This window comes from Pantoea agglomerans (assembly GCF_020149765.1).
Classification (GTDB): domain Bacteria; phylum Pseudomonadota; class Gammaproteobacteria; order Enterobacterales; family Enterobacteriaceae; genus Pantoea; species Pantoea alvi.
The window spans coordinates 3,971,410-3,983,835 of record NZ_CP083809.1; the positions used below are offsets into that span (position 1 = coordinate 3,971,410).

General features: G+C 56.7%; 11 protein-coding genes. 9 read left to right on the forward strand and 2 right to left on the reverse strand.

What is annotated here, in order from left to right:
• Positions 1–6: 6 nt before the first annotated feature.
• On the reverse strand, positions 7–1,200 hold the full coding sequence (locus LB453_RS21605) for a glycine C-acetyltransferase (RefSeq protein ID WP_103797289.1): 1,194 nt from the start codon (positions 1,198–1,200) through the stop codon (positions 7–9).
• Between the two features lie 231 nt (positions 1,201–1,431).
• On the opposite strand from LB453_RS21605, the gene rfaD reads away from it, so the two are divergent.
• The 6 genes from rfaD to LB453_RS21635 are packed head-to-tail and all read left to right on the forward strand — an operon-like array spanning position 1,432 to position 7,823.
• Positions 1,432–2,364 carry an ADP-glyceromanno-heptose 6-epimerase gene (rfaD, locus tag LB453_RS21610; RefSeq protein ID WP_103797290.1) on the forward strand — a complete coding sequence of 311 codons (933 nt, stop codon included), beginning with the start codon at positions 1,432–1,434 and terminating at the stop codon, positions 2,362–2,364.
• A gap of 16 nt (positions 2,365–2,380) precedes the next feature.
• Entirely contained in the window at positions 2,381–3,439 is a 1,059-nt protein-coding gene (gene rfaF / locus LB453_RS21615; RefSeq protein WP_103797291.1) for an ADP-heptose--LPS heptosyltransferase RfaF, read from the forward strand.
• Complete coding sequence (gene rfaC / locus LB453_RS21620; protein WP_103797292.1) at positions 3,427–4,395, forward strand: lipopolysaccharide heptosyltransferase RfaC; 969 nt, start codon at positions 3,427–3,429, stop codon at positions 4,393–4,395. Before rfaF ends, rfaC begins: the two co-directional genes overlap by 13 nt.
• Entirely contained in the window at positions 4,392–5,570 is a 1,179-nt protein-coding gene (locus LB453_RS21625; protein ID WP_103797293.1) for a glycosyltransferase, read from the forward strand. Before rfaC ends, LB453_RS21625 begins: the two co-directional genes overlap by 4 nt.
• The gene (locus LB453_RS21630; RefSeq protein ID WP_103797294.1) at positions 5,560–6,816 is read left to right on the forward strand and encodes an O-antigen ligase family protein; all 1,257 of its coding nucleotides are present in this window, start codon (positions 5,560–5,562) and stop codon (positions 6,814–6,816) included. The genes LB453_RS21625 and LB453_RS21630 overlap by 11 nt, the downstream gene beginning before the upstream one ends.
• Positions 6,816–7,823, forward strand: coding sequence for a glycosyltransferase (locus tag LB453_RS21635; protein WP_103797295.1), 1,008 nt, complete (start codon positions 6,816–6,818; stop codon positions 7,821–7,823). Before LB453_RS21630 ends, LB453_RS21635 begins: the two co-directional genes overlap by 1 nt.
• On the opposite strand, the gene LB453_RS21640 is transcribed toward LB453_RS21635, so the two are convergent.
• Positions 7,806–8,783: a polysaccharide deacetylase family protein gene (locus tag LB453_RS21640; protein ID WP_103797296.1), complete on the reverse strand. Its 978-nt coding sequence runs from the start codon at positions 8,781–8,783 to the stop codon at positions 7,806–7,808. The two genes, LB453_RS21635 and LB453_RS21640, sit on opposite strands and share 18 nt — an antisense overlap.
• Positions 8,784–9,113: 330 nt before the next feature.
• Between LB453_RS21640 and LB453_RS21645 the strand changes: the two genes are divergently transcribed.
• From LB453_RS21645 to LB453_RS21655, 3 genes are read left to right on the forward strand one after another with little or no spacing between them, the layout of a single operon-like run.
• On the forward strand, positions 9,114–10,238 hold the full coding sequence (locus LB453_RS21645) for a glycosyltransferase (protein WP_103797297.1): 1,125 nt from the start codon (positions 9,114–9,116) through the stop codon (positions 10,236–10,238).
• Positions 10,239–10,279: 41 nt separating this feature from the next.
• Positions 10,280–11,389, forward strand: a complete 1,110-nt coding sequence (locus LB453_RS21650; protein WP_103797298.1) for a glycosyltransferase family 9 protein — start codon at positions 10,280–10,282, stop codon at positions 11,387–11,389.
• Complete coding sequence (locus LB453_RS21655) at positions 11,386–12,384, forward strand: glycosyltransferase (RefSeq protein WP_103797299.1); 999 nt, start codon at positions 11,386–11,388, stop codon at positions 12,382–12,384. Before LB453_RS21650 ends, LB453_RS21655 begins: the two co-directional genes overlap by 4 nt.
• Positions 12,385–12,426: the final 42 nt, after the last annotated feature.

Here is a 12,426-nt window from a genome sequence, read left to right on the forward strand (position 1 = left end):
GGCTCCTCAGGCGATCACGCCGAGCTGTTGTCCAATACGGGTAAAGGCCTCAACCGCGCGCTCCAGCTGCTGCTGGGTATGCGCCGCTGAGATCTGCGTGCGGATACGCGCCTGGCCGCGCGGCACCACCGGATAGAAAAAGCCGGTCACGTAAATGCCCTCTTGCTGCAGCAAACGGGCAAATTCCTGCGCCACGCTCGCTTCGCCCAGCATCACGGGAATAATGGCGTGATCGGCCCCCGCCAGGGTAAAACCGGCCGCCGTCATCTTTTCGCGGAAAAAGCGGGCGTTGTCCCACAGACGCTGCCGCAGGCCGTCGCCTTCGCTCAGCAGGTCGAGCACGCGGATAGAGGCGGCAACGATCGCCGGCGCCAGCGAATTTGAGAAGAGATAGGGCCGCGAACGCTGGCGCAGCCACTCGACCACCTCGGCACGAGCGGCGGTATAACCGCCCGACGCGCCGCCCAGCGCTTTGCCCAGCGTGCCGGTAATGATGTCGACGCGCCCCATGACGTCGCAATATTCATGCGTGCCGCGACCGGCCGCGCCGACAAAGCCCACCGCATGCGAGTCATCCACCATCACCAGCGCATCAAACTCATCGGCGAGATCGCAGATGGCGCGCAGGTTGGCGATAACGCCGTCCATAGAGAAGACGCCGTCGGTGGCGATAAGAAGATGGCGCGCGCCTTTTTGCCGCGCCTCAACCAGACAGGCACGCAGCGCCTGCATATCGTTATTGGCGTAGCGATAGCGCTGCGCCTTGCAGAGCCGCACGCCGTCAATAATCGAGGCATGATTTAGCGCGTCGGAAATAATCGCGTCTTCCGCGTCGAGCAGGGTTTCAAACAGCCCGCCGTTGGCGTCGAAGCAGGATGAATAGAGAATGGCATCGTCCATGCCGAGAAACGCCGCCAGCTTTTTCTCCAGCTGCTTATGCGTATCCTGCGTGCCACAGATAAAGCGCACCGAGGCCATGCCGAAACCATGCGTGTCCATGCCCTCTTTTGCCGCCTGAATCAGCGCGGGATGGTTTGCCAGGCCTAAGTAGTTGTTGGCGCAAAAGTTAATCACCTGCTGCTGGCCAACGTCGATATCGGTCTGCTGCGCGGACGTAATGATGCGCTCCTGCTTGAACAACCCCTCCCGGTGCGCCGTATCGAGCTGCTGGCGGATCTGCTGATAAAATTGCGCTGTCATCATTGTTCTCCTCAGATGGCATAAATTCGGCACATCTTACTGAAGAAGAAGTGCGCTAACGATAAATCCACCAGGAGAATGTTAATTTTGCAGCATAGTTCACGTCAGGGAGCGAGGCACCGCCATCGTGTCGGAGTCATCTGGCTGCCTGCTCCGTGATGTAATGTTATGATGTGAGGCATTAGCGCGTGAAACCGCCTGTTTCACGCCCCAACGTTTAAGGTAGAGCACATGATTATCGTCACTGGCGGCGCAGGAATGATTGGCAGCAATATCGTCAAGGCGCTCAACAATCGCGGCATCAGCGATATTCTGGTGGTCGACAACCTGAAAGACGGCACCAAGTTCGTCAATCTGGCCGATCTGGATATCAGCGACTACATGGATAAAGAGGAGTTTCTGACCTATATCGCAGCGGGCGAAGATTTCGGCCCGATCGAAGCGGTATTCCATGAGGGTGCCTGTTCTGCCACCACCGAGTGGGATGGCAAGTACATGATGGATAACAACTATCAGTACTCGAAAGACCTGCTGCACTACTGCCTCGAGCGTGAGATCCCCTTTCTCTACGCCTCCTCTGCGGCGACCTACGGCGGCCGCAACGACAACTTTATCGAGAAGCGCGAATATGAGCAGCCGCTGAACGTCTACGGCTACTCGAAAATGCTGTTCGACCACTATGTGCGCCAGATCCTGCCGGAAGCGGATTCGCCGGTGTGCGGCTTCCGCTACTTCAACGTCTACGGCCCGCGCGAAGGTCATAAAGGCAGCATGGCGAGCGTGGCGTTCCATCTCAACACCCAGATCGCCAACGGCGAAAACCCAAAACTGTTTGAAGGCAGCGACGGCTTTAAGCGCGACTTTATCCACGTTGACGACGTGGTAGCGGTAAATCTGTGGTGCTGGGAAAACAACATCTCCGGCATCTATAACTGCGGCACCGGTCGCGCCGAATCCTTCCAGGAAGTGGCGGACGCGGTGCTGAAATTCCATCAGAAAGGGCAAATTGAGTACATTCCCTTCCCGGAAAAACTAAAAGGCCGCTATCAGGCCTATACTCAGGCGGACCTCACCAGCCTGCGCGCGGCCGGCTATGACAAGCCGTTCAAAACCGTTGCGCAGGGCGTGGCCGAGTATATGGCCTGGCTGAACCGCAGCGCATAAGGAACGCGTACCGGCGATGAAAATTCTGGTTATTGGCCCATCGTGGGTCGGCGATATGATGATGTCGCAAAGCCTCTATCGCACCCTCAAGGCTCAACATCCGGACGCCGTAATTGACGTGATGGCGCCGGCCTGGTGCCGTCCGCTGCTGTCGCGCATGCCGGAAGTCAGTCAGGCGCTGGCGATGCCCCTCGGGCACGGCGCGCTGGCGCTCGGCGAGCGTCGTCGCATTGGCAAATCGCTGCGCGCCAGCGGTTACGATCGTGCCTATGTGCTGCCGAACTCGTTTAAATCGGCGCTGGTGCCTTTTTTCGCCGGGATTAAACGCCGCATCGGCTGGCGCGGTGAAATGCGCTATGGCCTGCTGAACGACGTACGCGTGCTGGATAAGGCGGCGTTTCCGCTCATGGTGGAGCGCTATATCGCGTTAGCCTGCGACACGCCGGTCGCCTCGGCGCAGCAGCTGCCGCAGCCGCTGCTCTGGCCTCAGCTTCAGGTTGAGGACCAGGAAAAAATCGAGACCTCCGCCCAGTTTCAGCTGTCGGCGCAGCGGCCGCTGATCGGCTTTTGCCCCGGCGCGGAGTTTGGCCCGGCGAAGCGCTGGCCGCACTATCACTACGCCGCACTGGCGCAGCAGCTGATCGCCGAAGGCAAGCAGGTGGTGCTGTTCGGCTCGGCAAAAGATCGGGCGTGCGGCGAAGAGATTATCGCGGCGCTGCCCGCCGAGGCGCGGCACCACTGCCGCAACCTGGCTGGCGAGACGCAGCTCGAGCAGGCGGTTATCCTGATCGCACGCTGTGACGCCGTGGTCAGCAACGATTCCGGGCTGATGCATATCGCCGCCGCGCTCAACCGGCCGCTGGTGGCGCTTTACGGGCCAAGCAGCCCCGACTTCACGCCACCGCTGGCAAAGCAGGTGCGTATTATTCGCCTGATTACCGGCTACCATAAGGTGCGCAAAGGCGATGCCGTGCAGGGCTATCATCAGAGCCTGATCGACATCCAGCCGCAGCGCGTTTATCAGGAACTGAGCGAACTGCTGGCTCATCCGCAGGAGACGGCATGCACGTCCTGATCGTCAAAACTTCGTCGATGGGCGATGTACTTCATACGCTTCCCGCTCTGACCGACGCCATGCAGGCGATCCCCGGCATTCGCTTCGACTGGGTAGTGGAAGAGAACTTCGCCCAGATCCCCTCCTGGCATCCGGCGGTGGACAAGGTCCTGCCGGTCGCCATTCGTCGCTGGCGTAAACACTGGTTCGGCAGCCAGCAGCGCGAAGAGCGGGTGCGCTTCAAGCGCGAGCTGCAGTCGCGCCACTATGATGTGGTGATCGACGCGCAGGGGCTGATCAAAAGCGCCGCGCTGGTGACCCGCCTCGCCAGAGGCGTCAAGCATGGCCAGGACAGCCGCAGCGCGCGCGAACCTTTCGCCAGCTGGTGGTACGACCAACGTCATGAGATCGACAAAAAGCAGCATGCGGTAGAGCGTACGCGCGAGCTGTTTGCTAAAAGCCTCGGCTATGAAAAGCCGCAGACCCAGGGCGACTACGCTATTGCCGCGCACTTTTTGCGCGACGTGCCGCAGGATATCCCGCCCTATCTGGTGTTTCTCCACGCCACAACGCGCGACAACAAGCACTGGCCTGAAAGCCACTGGCGCGAGCTGATCGGTATGCTGCAGCCCGCAGGATTGCGTATCAAGCTGCCGTGGGGCGCCGAGCACGAGCATCAGCGCGCCCAGCGTCTGGCGGAAGGCTTCGACTATGTCGAGGTGCTGCCGAAGCTGACGCTGGAAGCGATAGCGCGCGAGCTGGCGGGTGCAAAAGCGGTGGTCTCGGTAGATACCGGACTAAGCCATCTGACCGCAGCGCTGGATCGCCCCAATATTACGCTTTACGGGCCGACGGATCCGGGGCTGATTGGGGGCTATGGGCAGAATCAGCAGGCTCTCTGCCCTCCTCAGGGCAACAGCATGTCAGACATTAGCGCGGAAGCGGTCGCCGAAAGGCTGGAGACGTTTTTAGGATGAAAAAGCTCCACATCATCAATCTCGGCAAAATGGGCGGCGTTGAGCGCCTTTTTCTTCAGTACATCAATGATTTTTCTGAGGGCAAGGATGAGGTTATCTGCATCAGCAATGAGATCGATGAAGATATCCGTCGGCAGATGCCGCAGCAGAAGATCCTCTTCGCCAGCCGCTTATTTAATGGTTTTACGCTAAAGGCGCCTCAGTTTCTCAGAAAGTATCTGCTGCAGAAGCGGGTGGAAGCCAGCGATGCGCAGGTGATCGTGGTCTGGGATCTGGTGCCGCGTCTGACGACGAAGCCGAAACGCGCCAGACTGGTCTACTACGACCATGGCTGCTCCTGGCGCTATCCGGAGAATCATAAAACCCTGAGCTTTATGCGCATGTTAGATGGCGTGATCTCCGCCTCGGCAGCCTCTTCTCAGGTTATGAAGCATCGTTTTAAGCTGCCCTGCCCCCACTTTGTGGTGATTAACCGCATCATGACGCCGCCCGGCATCCGCCCGGAGCCGCGCCTGTTGACGACGCCGATAAAAATCGGCACCGCTTCGCGTCAGGTTAGCCTGAAAGGGATTAGCGTTACGCTGTTAACGCTGCAGGAATTACTGCGCCGCGGCCATAACGTGACGCTGGAGATTGCCGGCAAAGGGCCTGACCGTGACGCCTTTATCGCGCTGGCGGAGAGGCTGGGCATTAAAGATAAGGTCACCTTCAGCGGCTTTCAGCAGGATATTGCGCCCTTTTTTAACCGCATCGATATCTATATGAGCACGCCCGTAACGGAACCTTTCGGTCTCTCCTGCATGGAATCTCTCTATTTCGGCGTCCCGGTTATTTATCCCCTGGTTGACGGGCAGCCTGAGGTGGTAAAAAACGGCGTGTGCGGTATCGGCCTTACCCCCTCCGTCTCCATTGAAGAGCATGAAAAGCTGACGGGCATCCGCGTCGATTTTCCTTACGACGTCTACGATCCCGTGCGGCATATTATGACCAGACCGCTGCTGCTTTCTCCTGTCGCCTGCGCGGATGCTGTAGAAACTTTATCTCATCAGCAGACCTATCAGCGCTTTAGCGAAGAGGCGAAAAAGTGGACAAAAGAGCATTTTGATTACGCCGTATTCAGGACTGAATTTAACGGCGCGTTGAGCGCTATAACGGGTAGTAACAATGAACATTAAGCTGACTCTTTTTCGGCAGGATACGCCGCCTCTTTTTTTTAGCCTGCTCATTTTTACCGGCAGCGCGCTCGCCTTTTTAACCGCGCCCTTCGGCGGTTCATTTGGCAGAAATGTCTTTTACCTCACCAGCTATCTGTCGCTGGCGGGTTTTATTATTTACGCCCGGTATTACCTGCAAGAGAAAAAGCATCTGGTATTGCCTGCCGCCCTTTTCCTGGTGGGGCTGGTCAGCATTATCTGGACGACGATTTATAAGCAGCCCGGCGATTACATCACGCTGTACCGTCAGTATCAGTCAACCGGCAGGCTGCAAATCGCCGCGTCATTCCTGCTGCTGGTGACGCTGAACGACCAGCGCATCCGCCAGCGAACCGCGCTGATTGTCGCCGTTGTCACAGGCCTGGCGGTAAACGCCTATGCCCTGTATCAGGGTATCCATCTTAATATCGGTCGGGTAGAGCTGAATTACGATCGCGCCACCATCGCCGCCTATATTCTTACAGCGGTTAACCTGGTTTTTATTAAATCAGCGCTGCTGTTCAGAACGCGGCATAAAATCTGGCTGTTTGCCCTGCTGTTTATGGTGACCTATACCACCATCATTCTGACCGGGACGCGCGCGGCCATGCTGGCTTATCCCATTCTGGTGCTGATCCAGGTGCTGTTTACTAAAGATGCGATCCAGCGTAAGCATAAAATTATTCTTTTTTCCGCCCTGCCTCTACTGCTGGTGATTAGCGCGCTGGTGTTTCAGAGCAAAATTCAGGCGCGCATTCAGGATCTCAAAGATAATATTGCGATGATGCATGAGACGCAGGGAGAGAACTCGATTATCTCCCGTCTCAGTATGCAGACCGTCGCCATGAAAACGGGTGCCAGCGCTCTGGCAGGGCAATCGGCTGAAGAGCGGGGCGAGAAAGCAAAGGCCCTTATCAGGCAGAACCCCAGCCTGTATGGCGCGGAGATTTATCTCACCGTGCACATGCATAATGAAGTGCTGGAGAACTTTTCAATCAAAGGTCTGTTCGGCATTGTTTCTCTTATCGGTCTTTACCTGAGCCTGATTTACAGCGCGTTCAGGCCGCTGCGCAACCCGGCCTTACTCTCTGTGGGGCTCTCGCTCATCATTTATGGCCTGAGCGACGTGATTTTCTTTAGTACCGAAGGAACGCTGCTTTATTGTCTGGCGATTATCTTCAGCGTGGCGATCGTGAGACAACCCTCTCTCTCTGAGGCGCGGCGATAATGGCAGAACAGCGCTTCCTGCTAAGCGTCATTATTCCTTTTCACAATGACGAGGCGTTTATTACAGCCTGCCTGACCTCGCTGCTGAGCCAGGCTGATGACGATATGCAGATCGTTATTATCGACGATGGTTCGACCGATGGCTCAACGCAGCAGGTTACGGCGCTGCTGGCGCACTACGCTCATTGCCATATCACTTTTATTCGCCAGGAAAATCAAGGCATTGCGACAACGCGCAATGTCGGGCTGCGGGAGGCTCGCGGCGAGTTTGTGACCTTCCTGGACGGCGACGACCTGGTCAGCAGCAACTACTATGCGGTCATTAAGCCGGTGCTGCTCGCTGGCCGCGACGATCTGATTGATTTCAACTATGCGCGCTTTGACGAAACGCCGCCTGTCGCACCAACGAGCGAAACGGCGCAGCGAACGGCCTATGATTTTTCTGCTCAGGGCCTTGCCTGTTTGCAGCCGCTGTTTCAACGTGCGATGTGGCACTTGTGGAATCGCATCTACCGTCATACCCTGGTGGCAGATGAGCGTTTTGAAGATGGTCGTCGCTATGAGGATGTTATTTTTACCCCCTTCCAGTACTTCAAAACGCAGCGAATTTGCCATCTGGACAACACGCTTTATTACTACCGCGACAACCGTCGCGGTATTACGCGCAATGTTCGCCCGAGCGATATTCACGATATGCTTTTCGCGCTGGAAAAAATACGCGCCCTGGCTGAAGCGAGACGCGATGAGCCCGATTTCCAGAAGCTGGCGACGGGCATGATGCTGAACTGTTTTAGCGAAGTAAAAAGCATGTCAAAGGCGCTCTATGGCTATTACTACTACTCCGCCGATACCAGGAAAGCGCTAAAGGCCGCCGCCGCGCTGTGCCGAGGCTACTGCAAGCCGAAGAAGTACTGGCAGATGCGCTATCCTGGCCTGGATACCTTTTTCTCTTCGCTGCGCCGCATCGGCAAAAAAAAGCCCGCTGCGGCCCTATACCGCCGGGAGTAGCTGCTGCTTTTTCTGCAGGGCGAACTCGGTCAGCGTCATGCCTTGCGTGCGGCTTTGCAACCAGCTAAACAGCTGCTCCAGATCGTCATATAAGCGTTCAATATCCGCTTCATTTTTAAAGGTCGGGCTACCGTCGGGCATAAACTCGGAGGAGTGCAGCATAAACTCCACATAGTCAGCGCCCTGACCCAGGCTCTGCTCGGCCACCCGCTTCATCTGTGCCAGGTTGCCGCCGACGGGCCTGAGCCAGTTTACCGAGGGGCCTCGCCGTTTGCCTCGCAGCCTGTCCCAGCTTTTTTTCAGCTGGCTGGCGAAAGGGCCATGCCGATACTGAATGCTCATGGGCACTTCCAGCAGGCCAGACTGGCCAGGCTGCGAGATATCGTTGAGATCGAGAAAATAGGCGCGGTCGGGAAAACGGCTGTAATCCGTGCCGCCCTTTCCCTGTGGCGCGCCGGCGGAGCCGCGCCAGTCAACGCGCGGCGTAACGGAACAGTCCACCAGATAGCCGTTATCCACCAGCGCCTGCGCATAGATTTCGTTGAACGCCCAGCGTCCTGCGCGATGGCTGCGCATTTTAGTCTGAAACGTTGTCTCCAGCAGATCGGTCATAAAGGCGACTTTGTCACGCAGGATCTGCTCGGGATATTCAATCAGGTAGGGCTGATAGCGCCAGTCATCGTCGGTCAGTGCGTGCGCGGGCGGACTGTGCCAGGCGTGCAGGTGCATGCCCACTTCGCCTTGTCCGCGCGCCAGCAGATCGCGGGCAAAATCGACATAGGCGGGATCGCTCGCCATCTCGTAATTGGTCAGCCAGGTGGGTTTAAAACCATATTTTTCGCACAGCGCCTGAAAACGCGGCAGAAAACGAACGTTATGCGTTGTGACCTGGCCGCTACGGTTGCGCCACAGGTTATCGCCTTCAGTATCAAGCGTAATTAAAAATGCTGGTTTTTCCATGACTTATCCGTAGTACGCAGGGTCGCTATAAAGCGTTATGTTACGCAGGCTGAGCATAAGTCGCAAAAATTTTAACCGCAGCTCTCTTTGTTTCTCCGAAAGCAGAGCATCTTTGGTTAAGCTAAACTTATTCAGGCCGTAATTTCTTACGCTTTGTTAAGTTAAGGTTATGAAAAACAAGGTTAGGATTTTCTGTAGCGACTCCCTTAAAATTGAGCCGATAACGAGATTAGTGTTTACACACTTTTTGCCGCCAGGTTGAGACAGCCTTACGCTTCAGGCGCTAAGGGCTGGCATGTTGAGGTAGGTATTTTGTCGAAACGCATACTGATGATCATTGATGGCTTACCTGGCGGAGGCGCGGAGAAAGTCGTGCTGACGCTGGCGGAAGGGCTGGTGGCGCTGGGTCATCGCGTCTCGCTCTTCTCTTTGCGTAGCGTATGCGATTACCCGATACCTGAAGGCGTCGATTACCGTGTGATTAAAGATCGCTGTAAAAGTCCCTGGCGTAAACTCACCGAAACCCATCGCCGCGCGCGCCTGCTCGACCAGGCGCTTAACCAGACGCAAAGCGCAGAGGGCGACTTTGACCTGGTGCTTTCGCATCTCCATAAAACCGATCGCATCGTCAAACATTCGCGCGTGCTGGATCCGCAAAAAACCTGGTATTGCCTGCACGGCGTCTTTTCAGCATCCTATCTGGCGCGTAAATCAGGCTTCTCTTTGTGGCTGAAGCGCCTGAAAATCCGCCATGTCTACCAGAATCGCCAGCTGATTGCCGTCTCGCCCTACGTGCTGGAAGACCTGACTGAAAACGTCGGCGTGCGGCCGAGCCGCACCCAGGTGATCGCGAATCCGTTCGATTTCGAACAAATTAAGCAGCTGGCGGCTAAACCCTGCCCGCTGGCCGGTACCGATTTTATTCTTCATGTTGGCCGCTTTCACGAAACCAAACGCCACGACAGGCTGCTGGCGGCCTATGCGCAAAGCGGTATTCAGGCTCCGCTGGTGCTGCTTGGCCAGGGCAGCCCTGAGCGCGCAGCGCAGCTGCGTCGCCAGGCGGATAGCCTGGGTATTGCAGAGCGCGTCGTCTTTCAGGGGTTTCAGGCGAATCCCTATCCCTGGATACGTCATGCCCGGCTGCTGGTCGTCAGCTCCGACAGCGAAGGCTTCGGCAACGTGCTGGTCGAAGCCTTAATCTGCCAGACGCCGGTGGTCAGCACGCGCTGCCCCGGCGGACCGGCAACCATCCTGACGCACGATTTGGCGCGTGGACTCGCAGAGATGAACGCCGCCTCTCTGGCGGAGAAAATGCGTGAGATTTATCATAACCCGCCCGAGTTGCATCATCTCGACCTGAGCATTTATAGTCTCTCGGTTATTTGCGAGCAGTATTTGCAGCTTGCGCAGCGGTCGCACACGGAATTATCTGCCGCTCCGCAGCTTACGAGCTAAAAGGTCTCCCTTTCGGCGTGACCGGTTAAAGGGAAAATATTTTGAATTACGTACTACTTTTTCTGCTGTTTCTGCCGGTGAAATGGGTGATGAAGCTGCTGCATCCCCGCACGGGCAAAAACCTGGTGATTCAGACAGCGAAAATCGGCGATTTCGTGAATATCACGCCGCTGCTGGCGCATCTGCAAAAAAGCGATGCGCTGCTCAGCCGCAGCGTTGCGCCGCTGGCGGAGCGCGACGATACGCTGGAAACCCTCTGGTATATCGAAGATTACAAAAGCAGCCTGATGAAGAAGTTTCGGCTGGTGTGGCAGCTTCTTAACCGTTACGACAATATCTATCTGCTGCATCCCAACAACCTGAACTTATTTGTCGCCGCCTGCTGCAACGCCAGCAATAAGCAATTTTTAACCACCTATAAGCGTAAAGCCTATCAGGACATTTTTTACCTGACCGCCAGCGGCGTGGTCAGCCACGAAAAAAACACGCTAACGGTAGAGAACTACTTAAAGCTGGCCGATCGTTCTTTTACCAAAGAGAGCTATCCTACGCACGCAACCCGCCCGCTCTGGCAGCCGGACACGCTGCCGGAGGAGATTTTTTCCGGTCAGGGCGCAAAGATCGGGTTTAGCATCACCGCAGGCAACCAGGCTAAAACCATTCCTCCCACTATCTGGAAAACGCTGTTCGATAGTCTGGACGATTTACCCTGCACCTTTTACGCTTTTGGCGCCCCGAATGAGCAGACCCGCCTGCAGGAGCTCTTCAAGGTAACCGGCGAGCGCAAGAATATTGTTAATCTTATCGGTAAGCTCCCGCTGGAAAGCCTGCCGGCCGCTATTGCCGAAATGGACTTTTATGTCGCCTCGGACTCGGGAAATGTCTATATCGCCGACGCGCAGCAGGTGCCGGTTATTTTGATATATGGGCCGTGCAGCGTTGAAGAGCAACGCCCGCTTGGCGACGTGCTGTTGATTGGTCCAGATCATATCGCGCCCTCCTCGTTTGTCTTTGAGGCGCTCTATCAGTTCCATCATCCGGCGGAACAGCTCTACAGGCTGGACGCGCGCAAGCTTAACGATATTCACGATTTTATTTCCGCCAGGCTGGACAAGCAGCTGGCGCGACGGAAAAACAAACGGACAATATGACAGGACAGCCTGATTCTTCTCCTTTGCTCAGCATCATCTCTCCCATGTACAACGCGGGCGAGATGTTCGATGCCTTTATGCAGTCGCTGCTGGCGCAGACCCTGACCTCGCTGGAAATCATTATCGTCGACGACGGCTCTACCGACGATTCCGGCGCGCGCGCCGACGCCTGGGCGGCACAGCATCCCCATATCCGGGTGATTCATCAGGAAAACGGCGGCGTATCGCGCGCGCGCAATGCCGGACTGCGCGTGGCGCGCGGCAAATATGTCACCTTTCCCGACTCAGACGACACCATGCGACCGGAGATGTACAAGACGCTGGTAGAGATGGCGGAGCAGGACGATCTCGACGCCGCGCAGTGCAACGCCGAATGGTATTTTCAGCGCGACCAGCGCACCAGACCGATGATCCCGCTGGATCGCCTGCGCAGCACGTCGGTGCTGGACGGTGCGGCCTGGCTTAACACCGCGCTGAAAACGCGGCGTTACCTGCATGTGGTCTGGCTGGGCATCTACCGTCGGGCGCTGATCGAGCAGAAGCAACTCTGGTTCGAACCGGGTCTGCATCATCAGGATATTCCCTGGACCACCGAGTTTATGCTCAATGCGCGGCGCGTCCGCTATACCGAGCAGGTGCTCTATCGTTATTACCTGCACGACGCCTCGATCAGCAACCGCAAACGCACCGGCCAGCGCAACGTAGAGTATCAACGTCACTATCTGAAGATCGCCCGCATGCTGGAGGAGATCAACGCGCGCTATAGAGAGAGCGTGACGATTTACCCCGCTTTTCATGCGCAAATCACTCACGAAGCGCTGAGCGTCTGCCACTGCGTGCGCCGCGAGCCCGATCCAGACGCAAAACAGGCGATTATCGAGGATATCTTCACCAGCAAAACGCACCTGCGTATGCTGCGCAACGCGCGCGGCCTCAAGCAGTGGTATCAGCTGCTGCTGTGGCTGAGTCGCCTCTGGCGCTGGCGCGACAAATAACCGCCGCCGCAGGTTTCACCGCTGCAGGGTTTGCCCTACAAT